Source organism: Mesorhizobium sp. M0802 (assembly GCF_040320115.1).
GTDB lineage: Bacteria > Pseudomonadota > Alphaproteobacteria > Rhizobiales > Rhizobiaceae > Mesorhizobium.
Map to the genome: position 1 here is coordinate 218,984 of NZ_JAMYOY010000006.1, position 22,996 is coordinate 241,979.

The following is a 22,996-nucleotide window of genomic DNA, read 5'->3' on the forward strand; positions in this document are numbered from 1 at the left end:
AAGGTCGACGCACTCCGCTTTAAGAATGTACGTCGATCAACCCAGCAAGCACCCTGATCGCAATGCCGCGTCCACCGTCATCGGGACGGCACGTGCCGGCTCATGGTTTGAAGAGCGTGACGATGAGCCAGATGCCCGGCTACTTCTTGCGCCTGCCTGGCTTCAGTGCCGCCAAAAGATTGGTGATCCTGCCCGCCTTGCGGTTGCGGATCTCGGCCTCGTTCTTGCGGCGCACCGCGGCGCGGACAAGTCTGGCGCCGAGATATCGCAACGGCTCGGGCGGCAGCGCCATGCGCCGCTCGATGCCGACCAGACCGCTTTCGCTCCCAGCGATCCTTTCGCTCGAGCACCAGGCTCGCCAGAATGCGTCCGGCTATCGGCGTCTGCGCGATGCCGGTGCCGTTAAATCCCATGCCGTAGAAGATATTGGGATGATCGCGCAGGTGGTCGAAGACAGGAACGTGTTCAGGCACGCAGTCGATCGGCCCCGACCAGTCATATTCGATCGCCACACCGCGCAGCGAGGGGTAGACCCGATGCAGCTCTCGCATATTGTCGCGGCCGTGCTCCGGGCTGCGGTTGAAGCTGGCGCCCAAATTTCCACTGAAGGCGACGTTGCCGCTGCCACGACCGAAGACCACCCTGCCCCCGATGGTGCGCTGGTAGTAGAGCACCTGGGCCTGGGAATCGCATATCGAGGCACCGTCGCGCCAGCCGATGCTGTCGAGCAGTTCGGGGACGGCGGCAGTGGCAATCACCTCGCTGCCGACGACATAAAGATGCCGTCGCAGTTCCGGCAGCGCCGAAAGCCAGCCGTTGGCGGCAAGCACGATTTTGTCAGCCCGTACCGCGCCATGCGCCGTGCGCACCGTGCATGTCATGCCCGGTTCGATGGCGAGGACCGGGCTGCGCTCGTGGATGATGACGCCGCGTGTCAGTGCCAGCTTGCGCAATCCGATGGCAAGTTTGGCGGGATGGACCGTGCCGGCAGTGGTCTCGACGACGCCGACATAGGAGGCCGATGAACCGGTGCGGCGTTGAATGTCCTCGGCCGTCAGCGGCCTGAAACGGTTTTCTCCAACAGCTGCCGTCAAGGCCACGGCGGTCTCCCAGGCGCCTTCCTGCGCAATGGAGCTTGCGGTCCACAGCCATCCATCCAGCCTCAGGTCCATGTCTATGGTGCCGTTTTGCTGCAGCGTCTTCAGCTCCGCGATCGATGCCACCGTGTCGGCGCACAGCAGGCGCGCTTCCTCGAGACCGACGACCGCACTGATCTGGTCGATTTCGGCGAACCATGAATGGACCTGACCGCCGTTGCGCCCCGAGGCCCCCGATCCGCACAGATCGGCTTCAAGGATCACCACCCGCGTTTGCGGCGCCAGTTCAAGGATCCGCAGCGCCGTCCACAGACCGGTATAGCCGCCACCGACGATCACCACGTCGGCGCGCTCGTCGCCTCGCAATGGCTCGGTCGCAGGGGCGGCGGCAATGTCCTGCAGCCAAAACGACCGGTCAGATGCAAGCGCGACCGCAGGCTGCCGCAAACGAATTGTAGTCACGCTTGGGCTCCCTGCGCATCGACAATGAAGCTGGCATATTTGGCTGGCAGCCAATCGGGCATCGGACGCGGTCTCTGGGGAAACCCGCCAAGATGGGTGCAGGTCTGCGCCGCCGCGATCGACGCCCTGTGCAATGCCTCCAGGGCGCCGAGGCCGCCGAAATGGAAGCCGGCGAGGAAAGTGGCAATGAAACTGTCGCCGGCGCCACACGTATCCACGACATCGACAAGCGTCGCCGGCGCATGCACGACATTCGTGCCATCGTCGAAGTAGGAGCCGCGTCGACCACAGGTCAAAACCACCTGCCTTGCGCCGGCCGCCCTGAGCGCGCCCAGCGATGGCTCGATGGGAACATCGACATCGTCCGGTCCGGACGCAAACAAAAGCGGGACACCGTCGAGCGGCAGCGCCATATGGGCGGTCGATAGATCGATGCTGAACGGCACATGGTCCGCCACCAATCGTTGAACAAGGTGCTTGTTGGCGTTGGTGCCGAGATGCACCCAGTCGGCCGCGGCGATGACCGCATAATGCGCGGGCGCCGGCATGTAGTTTTCGCCCACACCGAAGGATTCGTGCAGGAACTTCCGGTCGCCGGATTCATCGCGCAGCAAGGTGACGGCCGTATCGCCGGGACGCCGTTCGACGTCGTCCGGAGATAGGCCGGCACCTTGCAGTTCGGCAAGCACCACGTCGCCTTCGGGATCGTTCCCGACGGCGCCGAAATAGCGCGCGGACCAGCCGTTGCGCCGCCATTGCGCCGCGACATTCAAGGCATTGCCGCCCACCGTCATCAAGTTGTTGGTCAAATAGGCATCAAGGCAATTGTCCCCGACCGCGATAAGCTTCTTCGACCTCATGCCGGCACCGTTGCGCGATCGATATACGGCGCGATGGCGCCAAGGCAGCGTGTCCAGGCTTTTACCGGATCGAGCGCGTAGGAGCCGTTGCCGAACGGCTCGAAGGTGAACTTACCGGCATAGCCGAGGCGCGCGAGTTCGCTGACATAGTGGTCGAGCGGCAGCGTGCCCTCCCCCCACACCAGATGCCCGCCTGGCGTGCCGTCGACCAGATGAACATGCGCCAGCCGCGAGCCGAACAGGTCGACATAGCCGGCCACGGTGTCGCCGGCCGTGGCCATGGCGACAGTGTCGAGCACGACATCGACGTTGCCGGCGCCCACCTCATCCAGCATTTGGCGCAGGCCTGCCGCATTATTGACGAGGTTGCTCTCGAACCGCTGCAACGGCTCGAGCAGGCAGCGCACCCCGTTTGCGGCGGCGCGCCGGGCGATCTCGCCGATCGAACCGACCGCGCGGTCCCATGCCGGTTGCCGGGGTTCGCTCTCGTAGCCCCGGCCGGGCGTCAGGAAGAGATAGCGGGCGCCAAGCGCCGCGCAGATGTCGGCTGCACGGCAAAACCGCTCGATGCTGTCCTGGCGCAGTGCGGCGTCGCCTGAGGCGATGTTGATTGGATACAACACCTGCTCAGGCGTAAAGCACCAAGCCGACAGCTCGTTGTCGGCGAGTACCCGGCGAACGGATTCGACACGTGCGTCCGTGGCGTGGAACAGGTCCAGATGCTGGGCAATCCCCCACAGCTCGATCTCGAGCAGGCCAAAGCCTCGGATCGTCCTGGCGACCTCATCGAAGGGGAAGTGCTGGAAGCTGAAATTGGCTCCGATCAGCTGATGAGCAGCGAGCTGCGGCATGAAGGCTCCTTTCGGGAACTGTTATTTGCCGATGCCTTCGGCCAAGCCACGGATGAAGTAGCGTTGTGCGGCAAAGAACACGATCACGATAGGCAGCGCCGAGATCGTCATGGCCGCGAACACCACGGCATAGTTGGTCCCGTGGGTTGCCATGATCGACGTCAGTCCGACCGGCAGCGTCTGCACATCCGAGCCGCTCGTGAAGATCATGGCGAAGAGATATTCGTTCCAGGCGAACAGGACGTGCAGGATGACGCAGGAAATGATGATCGGCCGGCACAGCGGCAAGGTGATGCGCCAGAAGATCTGACCCTCGCTGGCGCCATCCATCGTCGCCGCCTCGTCGATGTCTTCAGGCAGATCCAGCATGTAGGCGCGGATGAGGAAGGTGGTGAACGGCACACGGAACGCCGTGTAGAGAATGATCAGCGCCCAGTAGGTGTTGTAGAGACCGAGCGCCTGCAACATCTTCACCAGTGGAATGATCGCCACGGTGGGGCTCAGCATCAAGCCGCCCAGAACGATGGCAATAACCAGCGGCTTTGCCGACATCTTGGTGCGGGTCAGGCCGAAGGCCGTCCAGGCGCTGATCAGGACGGTGCATATGGCCGAAGCGACGGTCACCAGCACCGAGACTGTCACGTAGCCACGCACGCCCTGGTTCCATGCCTGCATGTAATTGTTCCACGACCAATGGGTGGGCAGGGCGAAGGGATCGCCGAAGATCTGCGCATTGTCCTTGAAGCCGCTCAGCGCCATCCAGATCAGCGGATAGATGACGACGACACCAAGGCAGACCAGGAACGAATAGAGCAATGTCCTGGCGATGACCGACCACACATTCACGTTCCGGCTGCGACCGGCTGCGACCATCGCACTCATAGCTGCACCCGGCGGCGCTTGGTGTACCAGAGCTGTGCCGCACCTGTGAGCATGGTCAACATGAAGATGACGGCGGCGATCGCCGCGCCATAGCCGAAATTGTCCTCGATGAAGGCCTTCTGGTAGAGCCACGTGCCCAGCACCTGGCTGCTGTTGTTGGGCCCGCCTGCGGTCATCACCATAACCTCGTTGAACACCTGGAACGCGCCCGTGATGGTGACGATGATCATCAACCCCGTCATTTCCCGGGTGAGCGGAAAGGTGATGCTCCACAGGCGGCGAAGCGGACCCGCGCCGTCGATCGTTGCCGCATCGTAGAGGTCGCGCGGGATCTTCTGGATGGCAATGGCGAACAGCAGCGTCGAATAGCCAAAACCCTGCCATTGGCTCATGGCGATGATGGCATAGATGGCGGTGTGCTCATTGCCGAGCCAAGGCATGACGAGCTGGCTCAGTCCAACACGGCTGAGCGCGGCATCCAGCAAGCCGATCTGCGGCTGGTAGATGAAATAAAACAGCAGGCCGGTCACCGTGATCGAGATTGCCGACGGCACGAAATAGACGGCGCGCCACAGCCGGCGCCAGCTTTCGCTTTTCAGGTCCTCGATAATGGCCGCCAGCAGGAACGCGCCGAAGACCTGGAAGATGACGGAGATGAGAGCGTAGAGGCAGTTGTTCCACAGCGCCAGCAGCACGACCGGGTCATGCAGCAGCCGGTCGTAGTTGGCGAGGCCGACATTGGTGACCTCGCCGGTGTAGATGTCCTGGTCGGTGGTGCTGACGATGAAATTGTCGACGATCGGATAATACACGAACCAGCCGATGAGGATGAGCGCGATCGCCGCCCATCGCAATGACAACAGGTTGGCGAAGCGCGCCCGCCGGCTCTTTGGCCGTTGCGGCTTGGCGACGCCGATGTCGGCGCCGCTGTCCACTGTGTCCGAGGCCCTTGCCATTGGTATGCCTTATTTGGCCGCGGATGCGGCATTGCGCACCTCGTCCATCACTTGCTCGGGCGTCATCGAGCCGCCCGCCAGCGCCTGCAGGCTGGACAGCCAGACGGCGGCGACGCGCGGTGGGTTGGCCGTATCCAGCCAGGGCATGAGGTATGAGGCGGCGTTGATATCCTTGAGGCCATCGACCACAGCCGCGCTCATGTTCGATTCCGAGGCGCCGCCGATGGTGGCGCTCGGCTGGCCATAGGGTGGCGCAGACAGCACCTGCGCATTTTCCTTGGAAGTCACGAACTTCATGAAATCGATCGCCAGCGGGATGTTCTTCGATGCCGCATTGATCATGTAGCCCTCCGGCGCGCCCTCGATCGACTTGGCGTCACCCTTTGCGCCAGCGGGCACCGGCAGCCGGAAGAATCCGAAATCGGCGGGCTTTAACGCCGACTCCGGCGTGGCGGCCTGATCGAACTCGATGATTTCCTGGTAGTACATAGCCGACTGGGCGTTGGTGAAGGCCTGGAGAGCCGAAGCATAGGATGTGCCGTTGACGCCGGCGCCATCGGTGCAGCGCTCGACAAGCTGGCTGAACTGCTTGAGTGCTGCGACGTAGCCTGGATCGCTGTATTGGGCGGTGGCCGGATCGAAGTCGCGTTCCAGCGTTGCCTGCGGCACGTTGTAGGCGAGCAGCTGGCCTGCAAAGTGGATCGCCGGCCAAGCCTCCTTGTTGCCGAAGGAGATCGGTGTCACGCCGGATTTGCGGATGGCGTCGCAGCTGGTCAGCAAGTCCTCGAAAGTGGCGGGTGCCTTGAGGCTGAGCTTGGCGAAGATCTGCTTGTTGTAGCCCATGAACTTGGCATCCTGGTAAAGCGGAATGCCATAGAACTTGCCGTTGTACTGGAACGCCTTGACGGCGGCTGGAGACAGCGACTTGCCCCACTCGGTATCGGCAGCAATGACGGGCGTGAGATCAACGGCGCGATTGCCGCGCACGAAATTGCCACCCCAGCTGCCTGTCCAGGAGAAATAGATATCGGGCAGCGAGTTGGAAGCGACCAGCGTCTTGGTCTTGCCCTTCACGCTGTCGTCGCTCTCCTGGATAAGTTCGACCTTCACATCCGGATGGAGCTTCTCATAGGCCTGTGCCAGGTTGGCGAAATAGGGCGACAGCTGTTGCAGCCCGAACTTCGTCAGGACCGAAAGCGTGCCGGTGTATTCCACCTTGGCGTTTGGGTCGGCCGTGACAGCCGGCGAAGCGGCGGAACTGCCGCTTATCGACAACCCCAATGATGATACCGCGGCCACCGTGACCGCCACGATTTGCAGCGAACGTTTCATGGATAGCTCCTTCAGAGGTGAGAGGGGATCAATATTCCACGCGTTTGTAGTAGCGACGGGTGGTCAGCGGGTGGTTGCGCAGCACCTCGAGATGGGCGCTCAGCCGCTCGAGCAAGGTGGCGAGCAGAACCGGCGAGATCATGCCGCGGACCTTTGCGGAGATGCCCGGCAACTTGACCGAGGCCGCGTCCAGCGTGCGAACGCGGTCCGTGTAGCGCTTGGCGAAGTTCTCGACCCGGTCGGCCAGGGGCCGAAGGGCATCTTCGCCCTTGAACACGAAAACGCTGACGCCCGGCTCGACCAACTCGAGCGTACCGTGGAAGAAGTCGGCGGCGTGCACCGGGCGGGTGCGAATCCACTGCATCTCTTCGAGGATGCACATGCCGTAGTAGTGTGCCTCCGGCCACACCGAGCCGGCGCCGGTGAAGATGTGATAGGTATCGTCCTTGATTGTCTGGGCCAGTTCGGCCGCCCTGTCCTCAAAGGCAGCCTTGGCGTCGGCAAGCAGATCCGGCAGCAGTTTGAGTTCGGCGACAGTGCCATCAAAATCATCATATTCGCCGCGCTCTTCCAGCAGGGCCAGGACGATCAGCAGCGTCTGCAGGTAGAAGGATTCCGACGAGGTGTCGTCTTCGGCGAAGTTCGTGAAATTGTGGTCAGCCTCCCGTGCGATTGGCGTATCCGAATGGCCGGTGAGCGAAATCGTGCGCACACCACGTTTTTTCAGAAAGGCCATGAGCTCGACGCCTTCCTTGGTCGTGCCCGACAAGGACGGGATGACCACCACGGCCTTGCTGTCGAGACCGGCGGGCGGATCGATCACGACCTGCGCCGGATAGGCACCGCTCACCGGGAAGGTGGAACAGCGCTGCGCCAACTCGATCGCGGGCAAGGTTAGAAGCTGCACGCCGCCGGTACCCATGAAAAACAGCCGCTCGACGCCATCTGCCAGCAGTGTGCGCATGAGTGAGCGAACCTCACCTGCGACGGCGACGGCCCCGCTTTGGATCTTCACGAAGCGGTCCCTATCGAAGTTCAGCATGACGTTTTCCTTGTATTTCGCATGTGACAGGCCTCTAGCCCGCCTTAGGCGTCGGTGGGCCGTCTAGCTCGTTTTTCCAATGTGAGATCGATCTCACAAGCAATAATGGGCACGCAATTTCGCCAATGGCAAGTCCTTTAGACGAAATTCTCCGAAATCGAGGGGTTTGCTCTTTAGCGCACAGCGCGCCGGGCAACCGATCCGCGTACGATCAAGCGGGTCTGAAATCGGGTACGGCGCGGTGCAACCTTTTTGCCGGCAAGCCGCTCCAGCAGATATCTGGCGGCGAGCGGTCCGATCTCGGAGATGGGTTGCGCCACGACCGTTATCTGCGGATCGGTGAACGTGGCGAGGTTGAAGTCATCGAAGCCAACCACCGACACATCATGCGGAATCGAGAGCCCCATTGAACGCAGGCCAAGAAGCGCGCCTTGCGTCATGAGGCTGTCCACCGTGAACAGTGCGGTGGGGCGATTGCGCCGGCTGAACAGGCGGATCGTGGCTTCGATGGCATGCTCGACGGTCGAGCGCGATACGCCGATGAGCGCTTCATCGATTGCAATCCCATGCGCCTGGAGCGAGTTTTGGTAGCCAGCCAAGCGTTCCTGTGCCGTGAAAATGCGTGACTCATCGCGCAGAAGACCGATCCGCTCGTGACCATTGCCAACCAGATAGTCCACTGCCTCGCGCGCCCCGCCCTCGTTGTCGACGACCACGCTGTCGCATTGCAGGTCCTTTACGACGCGGTCGATGAGCACGATCGGCGCGCCTTCGCGCGCCAGCTGCACAATATGCTGGCTGTCGGTTGCAGACGTTGGGGCAAGGATGAAGCCACGGATGCTGAGCGAGCGCAGGCTCTCAAGCAATTCTTTTTCCTGTTCGACATCCTCCTCGCTGCTGGCAATCAGCAGATTATGACGGTGCTTGCGAAGTTCCACTTCGATGTCGTGCGCGATTCGGGCGAAGAACGGATTCTGGATGTCGCCGGGCACGAAGCCTATGATCGGCAATTGTCCGCTGCGCAGCGCCTGCGCGACGAGGTTGGCCCGATAGCCCAGCCTTTCGGCTGCCGCAACCACGCGGAGCGCCGTCTCGTCGCCAACGTAACCATAGCTGTTGAGCGCCCGCGCGGCCGTGGCGCGCGACACCTTAGCCGCTGCGGCGACGTCCTTTAGTGTGATTCCTTTCTGGGTCACAGGTAACCGTCCTTCTTGGATCTGAACATTGCGTCAGATCATCCTCGGCTCGTCTTGCGGGCATCGTTGTGGGGCATATCGGACGATTCTCAAACTGCGAACATAGCTTTCGCAACTCCTTGCCACCTAATCGAGACACGCGCGCCGTCTGGCTATCTGGAAATTTGATCCACGAATGCACTTACATCTTGTGCAGTCAGTTAATTGCCTCGCACTGCCAGCGTACGGCAATGAGTTCACGCCATGGTCCAGGCGGCCTCCCTGGCATCGATCATAACACCGATGGAGACGACTAGCCTTGCCGCCAAACTCGTCCAGCGATTGGAGGCGAGCTTCCAAAAAGGTCGAGCTAGACTCTCAAGGCCTGCTGCACAGAGAGCCAGGCTAGGGGACACTGAGCAAATCGGAAAATCTGAGTCGCTTGAACCGTGCGCGTCATGCTGCTGACCGGTTTTGATCCTCCGGGGCTCCGCATTGGCAATAGCGACGAAAATGCTGTCGAGCAGATCCTTGTCGCGGAAGGAACTTGCCAAGCAAAGACACGTCGGCCAAGTACGCAAACAACGCCCGGCACTCTTGCGATAGCCGCGGAATATGCGGAAGGTCCGTCAGGCGGTCCGTCAAAGGCAATCTCTAAGCACCGATTGTCGCTGATCATCCTGAAAGGATTTGTTTTGATTTCAGCGCGTTACGTCAGATTGGCGTATTTTCGGCGGCGTTTGAGTGGGCCTGAATCATTCCCACTCGATTGTTTATACAGCCTATAACCCATTGAACGACTGTAGTATTTTCCATCACAGCAAAAAAGTCCGCCACCAGAACCGTCAAAAAATTACCCTTTTGATTTAAAGGAAAAATCGGCGCAGAAAATATTTTGAGGTTTCACCAACTATCGGGATCAATCGGACGATTTTTTGCAGTTTGTGGCGTTCGACAGCCGCGCCCAACACTTTTCGAAAGTACCGTCACTGCTCCAGGTGCATTTGCGCGTTGCAAAATCAATGGTTATGGTAGGCCCGGAGGGCGAATGAAAATCGTTCGTTGATTTTGTTGAGTTCTTCGTGGCCAAAATCTGAAAGCTTCCCGTATGCTCCCGCGACCCCGAACTCCCGACCATAGCTGACCTCGTTTTCCAAACCTTGGGAGACCAGGTCCAGAACGTCGGAAATTGGGGCCGGTTGCAGATCGGCAGCTGTGGCAACAGCCGCGCGACCAGCTGACGGTCTAGCGCCTCGATATGGCCGATGAGACTTGGGAAGTAACGAACATGCGGCAGCTTGCAGGCAGTTGTAATCCGTGGAACGGATTTACGAGTGGACGCGCCGGATTAGGACGGGCTCACTTGCCTCGAAGTTCATCCTGTTGCCAACCAATTGCCATGTGGGCTCGAAGATGAATATGCGCCCCAGAAATAGTCAGGCTATCTGAGCAGATTGGTTGTAAGTTGCCACTGCGATCCCTTCCCGGGGAGCACTCTCCTTTGCCTGCGCGAACCCGGATGGCTGTCGCCAGAAACCGCACCTGAGTATCTTTATGTGCCATTTTTGCTACATTCCTTAGATTTATGGCTTGAACTCAGCGTTTTACCGGTCACTAAATCAATAAGCGCTCACATATTTTGTAAATTTGTGAACAATCACGCTTGAGTTGTAGCGCCCGGGGATAAGGGCGCGGGGAAACGTTGGGATGGGCAAAATGAAAACGATAGTTATGCCGGCCATTGGCAAGCGCCTTGGCCTGCTGACGACGGTCGCCATATTGAGTTGTGGGAATGCTCACGCGCTCACTCTCCAGGAGGCGATGGCGGTTGCGGTGGAGTCCAACCCCGAAATTGGCCAAGCGATCGAAAACCGCGAAGCAATCGAATTCGAGCTACGCCAAGCGAAGGGACTTTATCTTCCCAGCGTCGATGTCGAGGCGTCGGCGGGGGTTCGTCGTCTCGACAATTCCTCCCGGCGTTCGCTGTCCATAGAGGATGACGCGCTCTATCCGGCGGAAGCCGATGTCGTTGTCACGCAGACGCTTTATGACAGCGGCGCAAGGCGGGCGGAACTGAACCGTCAGGCGTCGCGGGTCGACGGCGCATCGTTCCGGGTGCTGGAACGGTCTGAATTCATTGGACTGTCTGTCGTCCAGGACTATCTCGAATACATGCTGCAGGCTTCGATCGTTTCGGAAGCGAAGAAGAATCTGGGCTTTCACCAGGCAATCCTCGGCGACATCCGGCAAGGTATTGCAGGCGGCGCGTTGAACGAGGCTGATCGCCAGCAGGCCGAGGAGCGGCTGTTCGCTGCCAAGGCACGTATGCAGGAGGCGACCGAAGAACTGGAGGCTTCCAAGATACGGTTCTTCAAGACGGTCGGTAAGCCGCTGACCAACGCGTCAAGGCCAGGCGATGTCTCGAGCGCGCTGCCAAGGTCGCTCGACGACGCGCTAGGGCTGGCGCGACAGAACAATCCGCGCGTCCACATGGCCAACAGCGATATCGACGCCGCCGCCTCCCTGGTGGATGCGGCGCGGGCGAAATTCGGGCCCTCCGTCATCGCCGAAGGCCGCGCCCGCGGCGGCTATGACATCGACGGCGACGATGGCGACGCTAGCGACCTGCAGGCGCGGCTGGTGCTGCGCTGGAACCTCTATCGCGGCGGCATCGACAAAGCCAACGAGCAAGAGCAGGTCCGCCGCACCAGCGAGCAGCGCCTTGTGCTGCACCAGGTTCTGCGCGAGATCGAGGAAGCCGTCCGTACGTCATGGGATCGCCGCTTCCGGCAGGCCGATCTGGCAAAGACATTGAAGCTTCAGGCTGCCGCCAACGAAAGGCTGGTGGCGTCCTATCGCGAGCAGTTCAAGGTCGGACAGCGCTCGCTGCTCGACGTGCTCGACGCGCAGAACACGCGGTTCAACACAGCTACGCTTGCCGACACCGCATCCTACGCGTCGCTTTTCGCGCAGTACCGGCTGCTGGCGGCAACCGGGCAGTTGCTGAAGACCATGAATCTTCAGCCGGCAAAACAGGCCACCGCCTATGCCAAGGCCGAGTTCAATGCGCCTGAAACGGCCGACACCGAAACGTATGCGCGCACGCCGTCGGAGCAGACGAACGATCTGCCTTTCGACATCCTCGCACCGGTAAGAAAGAAGTAGGAAGGTCAAGGACGAACGATAGTCCTGCGGGCTGATCGTGAACCCACAACCCAAAATCCTCTCCCCAAAAGAGGCGTTCAAGGCCTGCTTCTCCGCTGTTGCCGGGTACCTCGGCAGGCCGAGTTCCGAGACCGTGCTGTTTGCCGGCGTGCCGCTGTCAGACACCCGCATCGATATCGACGCCATCCGGCATCTTGCCGAACGCATCGGTCTTGAAATTACGGAATTCAGCCATCGCGACTTTCTTCGCGGACGCATCGACCTTCCCGCCATTCTGTTTCGCGTCAGCCAGTTGCCGGTTGCGCTGCTTGCCCAGACCGAGGACGGTGGATTTACGACCGCTCCCCAGGAGGACGGGCGCACCACAATCAGCAAATCCGAGTTTTCCGGAAGTTATATAAGTGGCGGCGTTTCGTTCTCGATAACCTATGCCAACGCAGTAGAGGCGATGAGCGTCGGTTCGGCGGCCAAGATCGAGCGGCGACATTGGCTGACCGGCACGATGGGGCCGTTCTGGCGCACCTATTCGAAGGTCATCCTGTCGGCGGTATTCATCAATCTGCTGGCTCTTGCCTCACCGATCTTCACCATGAACGTCTACGACAGGATCTTGCCGAACAAGGCGATATCGACGCTCTGGGTGCTGTCGATCGGGATCGGCGCGGTCATTCTGTTCGACCTGCTCTTGAAGACCGCCAGAGCGTCACTGATCGACTATGCCGGGCGCAAGGCCGATCTTCGCATCTCCTATATGCTTTTCGAGAAGGTGCTGAACTCGTCCTTGTCGGCAAGGCCCGGCTCAACCGGCGAATATGCAAATCGGGTGACCCAGTACGAGTTCGTGCGCGAGTTTTTCACGTCGAACACCATCAGCGTCTTCATCGACACAGCCTTCGTCTTCGTCTTTCTTCTTGTCATCTATGCGATAGGCGGTTGGCTGGTCGTCATACCGGCCATTGCCTTTGTCGCCTCGGTGATCGTCGGGCTGATCACGCAACGGCGCATCGGCAAACGCGTTGCCGCTTCCATGAACGAGGCTTCGCAGCGCCAGGCCCTGCTGGTGGAATCCATCTCCACGCTGGAAACGATCAAATCGCTGCGGGCAGAGGCGTACCTTCTGCGAAAATGGGCGGAGCATTCCAAGAACGCATCCAACACGTCCGAGAAGATCAAACAGCTTTCGGCTGCCGCCGGCAACATAACGCAAGCCATCCAGCAGATGGTCACCGTCGCTTTGATCGTGGCCGGCGCCTATGCCTTTTCGGAAGGGCATGTCTCGACCGGCGCCATCATCGGCACCGTCATGCTGGCGGGCCGGGCGGTGGCCCCGCTTGGGCAGATTGCGATCACCTTGTCCAGACTTCGCCAGGCGATGCTGTCCCTGCGAATGGTGAATTCGATCATGGCGCAGCCTGAGGATCGGCCGGACACGGTTGGTTTCGTCAACCGCCCCATTCGCAACGGTGCAATGGCATTCAGGAATGTCGGCTTTGTCTACCCGGGTTCCGAAAACGAAGTGCTGACCGGCCTGAATTTCTCGGTGAAGCCCGGTGAGCGGATCGGCATCATCGGCCGCATAGGCTCGGGAAAGACGACCATGGGGAGGCTGATCGGCAGGCTTTTCCTGCCGACCTCCGGCGAGCTGCTGCTGGACGGGATCGACATCCGCCAATACCACCCATCTGAGGTTCGCGCCGCGGTCGGGATCGTCGCGCAAGCCAACGATCTGTTTTCCGGCACCATCAAGGAAAATCTCCTGATGGCGTGCCCGGAGGCGACCGATGAGCAGATCGTCGAGGCGGCCAAGGCTGCCGGCGTCGACGACTTCGTCTCCCGCCATCCGCGAGGCTACGACATGAATGTCGGCGAGCGCGGCACCAATCTCTCGGGCGGTCAGAGGCAGACAATGGCAATTGCCCGCCTGTTGCTGACCAAACCGAAAATCGTGTTCCTGGACGAGCCGTCCGGCTCGATGGATCTGGCTTCCGAGCGCCAGCTGATCAAGCAGCTCAAAGTGGCTTTCGATCGCAACACGACCCTGATCGTATCGACGCACCGCTTCAGCATGCTCGAGCTGGCCGACCGCCTGATCGTCATCGAGCAGGGCAAGATCGTTGCCGATGGACCGAAAGACCAGGTGATACAAGCGCTGCAGAAAACAAGCGCCTGACGAACAGAATTATGCGTGAACACAGCACGTTGGGACGTGGTAAATGCTAGCCAGGGAAGACCGTCCGCCGCTTTTTGCGTCGGCTTCGATATTCATTATCGGAGCGCTTTTTGCGAGTTCGGTAGCCTGGGCATCCTTCGCCGAGGTCGATGAAATCGCACGCGGCGACGGCAAGATCATACCGGCGTCGAAGACCCAGATCATCCAGGCCAGCGAGCCGGGCGTGGTTCAGGAAATCGCCGTGACGATCGGTCAGGTCGTCAAGAAGAATGACCTCATCATTCGTCTCGACAACACCTTCAACACTTCCAGCCTTGGCGAGCAGCAGGCCAAGGCGCGGGCATTGCAGACGCGCATTGCACGGCTCCAATTCGAACAGACCGGAAGTCTAGAGGGCGCGTTTCCCTGCCCGCCCGAGATCCAGAAGGTGGCGCCGGAAATCTGCGACAACGAGCAGAAGCTGCTAATCGCGCGGCGCGACAACTTCGAAGTCAAACTGTCGGTTCTAAAGTCGCGCCTCGATCAGCGCGAGAAAGAACTCGACGAAGCCAACGCAAATGCCGATCGCCTCACCAAGAACCTGGCCGTCAGCGACCAGGAGGCGAAGCTGGTCGAAGCGATGGTCAAGAAAGGCCTGATGGCGCGAACCGAGCAGCTCCGCGTCGAGCGCGAGCAGACCGAGCTCAACGGTCAGCTGACGCTTGCCGGAGAGACAATCAAGAAAGCCAGGTCGGCCATCACGGAAGCCAAGCTTCAGGTCGACGAACTCGGCCTGCAGCTGCAACAGGAAGCGCTCAGCGATCTCACGCAGGCGCTGGCCGATCTCTCGGTGGTGGACGAGACGATACGCGGTGCCACCGACAAGGTGGCGCGTACCGATATCCGTTCGCCTGTCGATGGTATCGTCAACACGCTTGACATCAACACGGTCGGCGCCTTCGTCCAGCCCGGCGCGGTCGTCGCGGGTATAGTGCCGACGTCCGAGACCCTGCTGGTCGAAGCCCGGGTCTCACCGCGGGACGTCGCCTTCATCCGGCCGGGCCAGGATGCCCTGATCAAGGTGACCGCCTATGACTTCTCGATCTTCGGCGGCATCGAAGGCAAGGTGTCGAACATCACTGCCGACAGCCTTGTCGACCAGAAGACCGGCGAACCGTACTATCAGGTGCGTGTCGCTACCGACAAATCGACGCTGACACGCGACGGCAAGACCTATTCGATCATCCCCGGCATGATCTGTTCGGTCGACATCAAGACCGGACGCAAAACGATTCTCACCTACCTTCTGAAACCAATCAACAAGGCGCGGGAGGAGGCAATGAGTGAGCGATAGTGCGATCTCCCGCCCGGTCGATCGCGACCGGCTGCTGCCACCGCTGGCGAGTGAGGATTTTGGTCTCGAGTTCCGGGTTGTGGCGCGTGGCGGCACGCGCCGCGGCATTCGTCTGGAGAGGGCGTTCTGGACTTCGCTGAAGCAAATGGCGGAAAGCCGCAAATGCACGATCGGCACACTGATCGAGGAAATTGCAGAGAGCCACGCCAACGCCGGAAACCTGACATCGGCAATCCGCGTAGCCTGCATGCGTGGACTGGCCGACCAGAACGTCACCTTGCAGAGGCTCGCGTCGATCAAGACCATCAACGCCATTCTCGTCGCCTGTCCCTCACCGGCCTTTGCCCTGGCGTCGTCGAAGAAGATCCTGACCTTCAATGCGCCGTTCCAGCAGTTGGTGCGGCGGCAATTGCCGGTGGCGCCGAACGAGGACGCGCGCCAGGATCTCAAGCTGGCACTGGACCTCAATGTCGCCGACATATTCGCCAGGCTCGACGCCAATGGCGAGACGCCGGTCGCGACCGGTTTCGTCATAGGCGCCGGCGAGCGCCGCTACCGCGGTCAACTGAGCGCGGTGCGGGCGCCGGTGGTCGAGCCGGAACTGCTGATGGCGTTCGTCTTCGGCGGCTAGAGCAATTCCGGGAAAAATGTGAGCGGTTTCCGTCGAAAATTGCGTCAAACAAGAGATAGAGCGCTCAAGACTCTCTGACGGAAGCTTACGGCTGCACACCTTCACCAGGCGCGACCGTCGAAAGGCCGCCCTTGATATCGGCTATTTGAGCAGAACCGGTCTTCGCGCCATGGATCCACGCGCGATCGGTGCTGAACGAATACAGCGGCACGTAGGTCGGCAGGTCTGTGTCGCGGGAAACTACATTGCTCAAACTGTCGAGAATGAAGACGCCGCTGCCGGTGCTGACCGACAGCACGGCATGAAAGAAACCGCGCTTGCGATCCTGCAAGACGACCAGCGACATGCTCTGCGCCGGGATGCCTGCATGCAGCAGCGCGGCCATCTTGAGGATGGCGAAATCCTCGCAGTCCCCTGCCCGCCGCTCAAGGATTTCCCGGGGCTTGGCCCAGTAGTCGAGCTTGCCGTAAACCACGCTGTCCTTCTTGTAGGCGATGGCGCGATTTATACTTGAGTTGACGAAGGACAACTTATCGATGAAGCGCTTGTTCCCGGCTGCCTTGACGATCTCGGCAAAGGCGCTGTTCTTGCGTTCGCACGCGCTGCTCGCGGTACAGTCGACAATTGCCTTGTAGACCGGCGCCCAGCGCGCCGAAACGGGGAAATTGCGCATCGACAGGGCAACAGAACCGAACACGCCGGGAATGATCGCCGCCGTCTGGATCGGGTCGATCCCGGCGGCGGGCGGCGCGATCGAAGAACCACGCTTTTCATCAACGGCAACAGGACCATAGCTGCTGAAAATCATGCCGATCCAGTAGGCTGGAACCGGCTGCCATGGCTGCGGCCGAGCCAGCGAAACGCCGCCGAGACTGGAAGGGGTTTCGACCGCCGCCAGAACTCCAGCGGCAGCGCCGGCATTCACGGCAATTGCTTTCGCGGATGATGGCTGCGGCAGGCTTGTGATCGCCATTGCCAGCAGGATGAGCCTGAGCCCGGTTATTCCCAGGGCAGATTTTTCTTTTTTCATAACGCCCACCTCTTGACTGTGGACGGTACCAATCTTGTCTCAAATTACTGGAAAGGAAGGTGGATAAGTTTCCTTCAATCGGGAATACCCATTTTGTGTAAAATTTTATTCAAATTTATACTTCTGTTTACCAATCCAGCTCAGCCGGCGGATATCAAACGAGGCGCGGCGCGGCCAATGCATATCAGATTATATCTTCCGCGTTTACCACGCGTAAAAAATGCCGAGACTTGCATACCAGGATATATGAAATTGATTGCGGGACAGTTGCAAAGCAGAAGTCGTCACTGTCTCTATCCGGGAAATGCCGGAGGGGTTTGGCGATGACGACGAGTAACGATTTGAATACCGTCTCGAATTCTTGGGACGAGCACTCTTCACATGAACATGGCGGCTCGCCATCGCAGGCAGGCATCCAGGTAGCGCAGGCCGCTCAGGCGGCGCCTGCCGAGCCGGTGCCGGTCGATGTCGGCAGTGGCGCACCCGTTCAGCCGGCAGCACCCGCGGAGGCGAAAGCGCCGGCGGCAGCCGCGCCGCATGAATACGTGGCCGACGCCAGCAACATCGTGAAACTTCCGGCGGACGTCTCCATCGACAACATCAAGGTCGACGGCCACAATCTGTTGCTGGAACAGGCCGACGGTTCAGTCATCCTCATCAAGGATGGCGCGCTCAACGTGCCGACCTTCATCATCGGTGATGTCGAAGTTCCGCGCGTGGCCTTGCTGGCCGCTCTTGAAGCGAGCCACGTCGATGTCGCCTTCGGTGCCGATGGTTCGATCTCGGCCGGCCCGGGCGGCGCCCCAGGCAGTGCCGGCGGCGACTTCACCATTCCCCCAGGTGGTATCGGCGACGGCTTCGATCTTTCCGCATTGTTGCCGCCGACGGACCTGCAATTTGGACGGCTGGAGCCGCGTGAGCTGACGATCGGGGTCAGGGAAGAAGATACGACGCCGACAATCGACATTGGCTCCGGATTTGTCGTCAACGAGGCCGCGCTTTCCGACGGGACGGACCCGGCCAGCACCGCCGAGCAGGTTTCAGGGACCTTCAACATCGTCTCGGGTGATGGCATTGGGACGCTTGTCATTGACGGTGTGGACGTGACCAACGGCGGCAGCGTTGCCGGGCAATACGGCACGCTCGTGGTCACCGGCAATCCTACGAACGGCTATAGCTGGATTTATACCCTTGCCGACAACACTCTTGATCATCACGACAACTCATCGACCGGAACGACCGAGGGGGTTTCCGACAGCTTTGCCGTCGTGGTTACAGACACAGATAATGATCCGGCCACCGCGACCCTCAATATTGGTGTGCTGGACGACGGCCCTACGCTTTCGGTCCAGGCAACCGCGCAAGCGGCACAGTTGCTTTCGGTCGAGCTCGACGAGACGGTCGGCGGCGACCGCTATAATGCCGGCGAGACCGAAGATGCCGGCGGCAACGCCAACACCGATGACGGCGTTGGCCTGGCCCAGGTGACGACCGGCCTGGCGGGTGGCCTTTCTTCGCTGTTCGCCGTTGGCGGCGTCTACGGTGCCGACGGGCCAGGCAGCACGACCGCGCAGTTGGCATTCACCGGCATTCCGGCCGGTGGCCTTGCCACGAATCTCATTGCCACGGACGGCGGGGCCATTACGCTCTTCCTCGAAGGAGGAGAGATTGTCGGCCGCGACACGCAGGGTGATCAGGTCCTGACCATTGCGATCACCGGCGCGCCCGGCGCAGAGCAGTTGCAGACCACGCTCTACGAAGCGCTCAACCATGGCGCCGACGGCAACAAGTTCGATTCCGAACTCAATCTGTCGCTGACCAATGGCGGCCAGGTTCAGCTGCAATATGAGGTAACGCGCCAGGACGGCGACGGCGACACCATTACCGAGAAGGCGACCGTCGACCTGATCAACGGCCAAGGCTCCGCATTCTCCTTCGACGACGATGGGCCAAGCCTAACGGTCGGCGCCCACGATGGAGCGGCTGGCCTGCTTTCCGTCGAGCTTGACGAGACGGTTGGCGCGGATCGCTACAATGGCGCTATCGGCGAGACCGAAGATGCCGGCGGCAACGCCAACACGGATGATGCCGGTCCGGGCCTGGCGCAGGTCAACACCGCGGTAGCAGGCGGACTGACCAATCTGTTCACTGTCGGCGGCAGCTATGGTTCGGACGGTCCTGGTACCGTTACCGGGAATCTGAGCTTTACCGGCATTCCGGCCGGTGGCCTTGCCACGAATCTCACCGCCACCGACGGCGGCGCCGTCACGCTCTTCCTCGAAGGAGGAGTGATCGTCGGCCGCGACACGCATGGCGATCAGGTTCTGACCATCGCGATCACCGGGGCGCCTGGCGCCGAGCAGCTGCAGACCACGCTCTATGAGGCACTTAACCATGGCGCCGACGGCAACAAGTTCGATTCCGAACTCAATCTGTCGCTGACCAATGGCGGCCAGGTTCAGCTGCAATATGAGGTAACGCGCCAGGATGGCGACGGCGACACCATCACAGAGAAGGCGACCGTCGACCTGATCAACGGCCAAGGCTCCGCATTCTCCTTCGACGATGACGGGCCGAAGGTTACTGGCACCGCCCAGGTCACCGCGAATGTCGACGAAGACGGTCTGCACAACAGCCAGTCCACCGGAAATGCCGACAATCTTCAGCCTGGCGAAGTGACCGGAACAAACTCCGCGGTTGCCATCGGTGCTGCCGGCGCATTGAATGCAATCGTCGACTTCGGCTCTGACGGCCCGAATGCGACCTCGGCCTTCGGCCTTGTCACCCAAACCAGCCCATCGGATTCGGGATTTGATTCGAAAGGCGGCAACGTCCTCATCGTCTCCGACGGCACGACCCTGACCGGCTATGTCGATGTAGGCGCCGGCGCCGGCTATCAGGCGGGCACGGATCGTCCTGTTTTCACCCTGACCGTCGGTGCGGACGGCTCCTATGTCTTCACCCTGATCGATCAGATCGATCATCCGACTCTGGATACGCTCCCGGGCGACAACACCGAAAATACGCTTGCCAATGGCGGTATCGATCTTTCGGCCTTTGTCGTTGCCATGGACGGTGACGGCGATACCATCGGACTGGCGGCTGGTACATTCAAGGTCCAGGTGCTCGACGACGTTCCGCAGATCGTCGCGCGGGATGCCGGCACGACGACCACAACCACGACCGAAACGATCGTCTACACGCTGCAGGCCGGCAACACCGATGTTCGCGGCATGGATGGCGCAGGCAACCACGACATCAAGCTCAGCGCCGTCGACATCAACGAAGGCGACAATTCCGTCAACACCACCGGCACCAAGATCGGCGTTGGCGACGGCCAGATCATCGACGGATACGAAACCCATCCGCATTTGACCGGCCCCGAAATCGTGACGATGGACTTCGTCAACAATCTTGTCATCACCCCCAAAAATCCGAATCCGCCCAGCATCACCGACGGTGGTTCATACGACGTCGACTCGGTCAAGTTCACGATCGATGTTGCGGAAGCCCAGGGTGTCGAAGCCGCCGTGATGTTCATCGGCGCCAAGGACGGTGGCACATTCGAGCCGTTCACCGTGAGCATCAATGGTGTGCTGACGGCCGGCACGGCTGTCTTCGAGGGCGGCGTGCAGGTGGGCTATGCCTTCGCCGGCGTGCCCGATGGTGCGACTGTCGAGGTCATCGGCAGCACCCCGTTCGACCAGCTCAAGGTGGGCAACTACAACGATTTTACCTTCGATTCCAACGCTGGCGGGACCGATGCGACCCTGACTGGCGGCAACCCGTTCAAGATCTTCGGCATCGAAGCCAAGGTTACGACGGCCACCACGCAGACGGAGGTCTTCAGGGTCAGCCACGATGAATCTCCCGGCGTCAACAATGCCGCCGATCCCAATCCGGCCGACGACACCGCGCTGCCCCCGCCTGCCCTGGTCACTGAGCCAGACGCACTCGGTTACGCAAAATCGTCAGCCAGCGCACTCGGCCTGTTCAACGCCTCGGTTGGCGCGGACGACGACGCCACGTTCTCGTTTGCGGTGACGGATGGGAACGGCAACCCGCTGGCAAACATCGATTCGGGCCTGAAGACACTCGACGGCCTGGCAATCATGCTCTCGACAAATGCGGACGGCGTTCTCGTCGGTTCTGCCAACGGCATCGACGTGTTCAAGGTTTATGTCGATCCGACCGGCGCGGTCTGGATCGGGCAGTATCAACCGATCGCTCACAATCTCGACGGTTCAAGCACCGCAGCATTTGACGACATCGCGACCGTCGCCGCCGACCTGCACGTCAAAGCCACCATCACCGATTTCGACGGCGACACCAGCACCGCCGTATCCCATGTCGCCTTGAGCATCGAATTCCAGGATGACGGTCCGGTTGCGGTCAACGATCAGGACTCGGTCACAGAAGAAGGGCCGCTCACGGCAGATGGCAATGTGATCACGGGCGTAGGCGGCGCCGACGCAAACGCAACCGACGGCCACGCGGATCACCTCGGCACCGACGGCTTGGGCTCGATCACCTGGGACGGCGTCGATGCCGATCATCATGTAGCAGGAACCTACGGCGAGCTGACGGTGGGCGCTGACGGCAGCTACACATACGTGCTCTACACCCAGGCCCAGAACCCGGCCGGGTTTGCCGCGGTACAGGCGTTGGATGCCGGCCAGACCGTGGCGGAGAGCTTCGACTATGCTGTGGCGGACGGCGACGGCGATACCGCTCTGGCGTCCCTGACCATCACCATCAACGGCACCAACGACGTGCCGCAGATCGTCGTCGACCAGGGCAACCCGGCCGGCGCGCACGACCTGGTCTATGAAGCCGGCCTTGCGGCGGGCTCGGCGGCCGGCAACGGCAGCACGGTGGCGACCGGCACCTTCACGGTATCGGACCCCGACGGCCTCGACGACGTCCAGAGCGTCACCATCGGCGGCACCACGGTTGCCATCGGCAGCCTCAACGGTTCGACCTTCCCGGGCGACCACGGCACGCTGCTGATCACCGGCTACAACGCGGTAACCGGCGTAGCGACCTACCAGTACACGCTGACCAGTCCGACCACGGACGTTCCCGCCGTCACCGAGACCGAGACCTTCTCGCTCACCGTGTCGGACGGCACCTCCTCGTCAGCCCCGGCGGCAATCGTCATCACCATCGTCGACGACGTGCCGACCGCACACGCCGATACCGACAGTGTTGCGTCCAACCAGTTCACCGCCGAGACCGGCAATGTGCTGAGCGCGGTTGGCACCACCTCGCCGGTCACCGGCATCGACGTCAAGGGCGCCGATGGCGCTGCCGTGGTCGGCGTTGCCGCCGGCAACACCAATCTCGATGTCGACAATGCCGCAACGCTCGGCACCCAGGTCCAGGGCAGCTACGGCAAGCTGACGCTCAACGCCGACGGCTCCTACTCCTATGTTCGCGATGCCGGCACGCAGGGCGGCGTCAGCGATGTCTTCACCTACACCATCAAGGACGGCGACGGCGACACCTCGCACACCACGCTGACCATCGCCATCGGCGATTCAACCCCGACCGACGCCATTCCGGCTGCCGGCGGCGCCACCACCACCGTCTATGAAGCCAGCCTGCCGGCACGCGCCGGCGAACCGGCCGGCTCCAACGAGCCTGCAACCACCGAGACCACTTCGGGCACCATCGGCTTCACCTCGCCCGACGGCCTGACCACCGTCTCGCTGGGTGGCCATGTGCTGACCGGCTCGGCCCAGACTTTTGCCGACGGCACCACAGGATCGCTGACGGCCAGCTATGTCTACAATGCAACCACCGGCATCGGCACCATCAGCTACGCCTATACGCTGATCGACAACACGCTGACCGATCCGTCGAGCACCAGCTTCGCGGTCGTCGTCACCGACGCCGACGGCGACAGCGCTCCAGCCGGCAATCTCGTCATCACCATCGTCGACGACGTGCCGACCGCACACGCCGATACCGACAGTGTTGCGTCCAACCAGTTCACCGCCGAGACCGG

The 22,996-nt window shown here is 61.1% G+C and carries 14 protein-coding genes; 5 read left to right on the forward strand and 9 right to left on the reverse strand.

Annotated features, from left to right (window positions below; all coding sequences use genetic code 11):
* Window positions 1-77 precede the first annotated feature (77 nt).
* The 8 genes from NKI10_RS12105 to NKI10_RS12140 form a co-directional block, all read right to left on the reverse strand.
* Window positions 78-1,613 carry an NAD(P)/FAD-dependent oxidoreductase gene (locus NKI10_RS12105; protein ID WP_352860068.1) on the reverse strand — a complete coding sequence of 512 codons (1,536 nt, stop codon included), beginning with the start codon at window positions 1,611-1,613 and terminating at the stop codon, window positions 78-80.
* Window positions 1,556-2,419, reverse strand: a complete 864-nt coding sequence (locus NKI10_RS12110) for a PfkB family carbohydrate kinase (RefSeq protein ID WP_352538455.1) — start codon at window positions 2,417-2,419, stop codon at window positions 1,556-1,558. The genes NKI10_RS12105 and NKI10_RS12110 overlap by 58 nt, the downstream gene beginning before the upstream one ends.
* Entirely contained in the window at window positions 2,416-3,270 is an 855-nt protein-coding gene (locus NKI10_RS12115; protein ID WP_352538456.1) for a sugar phosphate isomerase/epimerase family protein, read from the reverse strand. The genes NKI10_RS12110 and NKI10_RS12115 overlap by 4 nt, the downstream gene beginning before the upstream one ends.
* 21 nt (window positions 3,271-3,291) lie before the next feature.
* Window positions 3,292-4,152, reverse strand: a complete 861-nt coding sequence (locus NKI10_RS12120; RefSeq protein WP_023710091.1) for a carbohydrate ABC transporter permease — start codon at window positions 4,150-4,152, stop codon at window positions 3,292-3,294.
* A complete protein-coding gene (locus NKI10_RS12125) occupies window positions 4,149-5,108 on the reverse strand; it encodes a carbohydrate ABC transporter permease (RefSeq protein WP_352538458.1) in 960 nt (319 codons plus the stop codon). The genes NKI10_RS12120 and NKI10_RS12125 overlap by 4 nt, the downstream gene beginning before the upstream one ends.
* Window positions 5,109-5,117: 9 nt before the next feature.
* On the reverse strand, window positions 5,118-6,440 hold the full coding sequence (locus NKI10_RS12130; protein WP_352860071.1) for an ABC transporter substrate-binding protein: 1,323 nt from the start codon (window positions 6,438-6,440) through the stop codon (window positions 5,118-5,120).
* A 28-nt stretch (window positions 6,441-6,468) separates the two neighbouring features.
* Window positions 6,469-7,482, reverse strand: a complete 1,014-nt coding sequence (locus NKI10_RS12135) for an SIS domain-containing protein (protein ID WP_023729125.1) — start codon at window positions 7,480-7,482, stop codon at window positions 6,469-6,471.
* A 173-nt stretch (window positions 7,483-7,655) separates the two neighbouring features.
* Window positions 7,656-8,678, reverse strand: coding sequence for a LacI family DNA-binding transcriptional regulator (locus NKI10_RS12140; RefSeq protein WP_352860073.1), 1,023 nt, complete (start codon window positions 8,676-8,678; stop codon window positions 7,656-7,658).
* 1,695 nt (window positions 8,679-10,373) lie between these two features.
* Here NKI10_RS12140 and NKI10_RS12145 point away from each other — a divergent pair.
* The 4 genes from NKI10_RS12145 to NKI10_RS12160 are packed head-to-tail and all read left to right on the forward strand — an operon-like array spanning window position 10,374 to window position 15,956.
* Window positions 10,374-11,822 (forward strand): TolC family protein, encoded by a 1,449-nt coding sequence (locus NKI10_RS12145; RefSeq protein ID WP_023704343.1) that lies wholly within the window; start codon window positions 10,374-10,376, stop codon window positions 11,820-11,822.
* A gap of 37 nt (window positions 11,823-11,859) precedes the next feature.
* On the forward strand, window positions 11,860-13,992 hold the full coding sequence (locus NKI10_RS12150) for a type I secretion system permease/ATPase (RefSeq protein WP_023691465.1): 2,133 nt from the start codon (window positions 11,860-11,862) through the stop codon (window positions 13,990-13,992).
* A 43-nt stretch (window positions 13,993-14,035) separates the two neighbouring features.
* Window positions 14,036-15,325, forward strand: a complete 1,290-nt coding sequence (locus tag NKI10_RS12155; protein ID WP_352668360.1) for an HlyD family type I secretion periplasmic adaptor subunit — start codon at window positions 14,036-14,038, stop codon at window positions 15,323-15,325.
* Complete coding sequence (locus tag NKI10_RS12160; RefSeq protein ID WP_023696388.1) at window positions 15,315-15,956, forward strand: ribbon-helix-helix domain-containing protein; 642 nt, start codon at window positions 15,315-15,317, stop codon at window positions 15,954-15,956. The genes NKI10_RS12155 and NKI10_RS12160 overlap by 11 nt, the downstream gene beginning before the upstream one ends.
* Window positions 15,957-16,041: 85 nt before the next feature.
* On the opposite strand, the gene NKI10_RS12165 is transcribed toward NKI10_RS12160, so the two are convergent.
* Entirely contained in the window at window positions 16,042-16,986 is a 945-nt protein-coding gene (locus tag NKI10_RS12165) for a transglutaminase-like cysteine peptidase (protein WP_352860075.1), read from the reverse strand.
* A gap of 323 nt (window positions 16,987-17,309) precedes the next feature.
* On the opposite strand from NKI10_RS12165, the gene NKI10_RS12170 reads away from it, so the two are divergent.
* Window positions 17,310-22,996, forward strand: a 5,687-nt coding sequence (locus NKI10_RS12170; protein WP_352860077.1) for a beta strand repeat-containing protein, incomplete at its 3' end; no start/stop codon positions are given.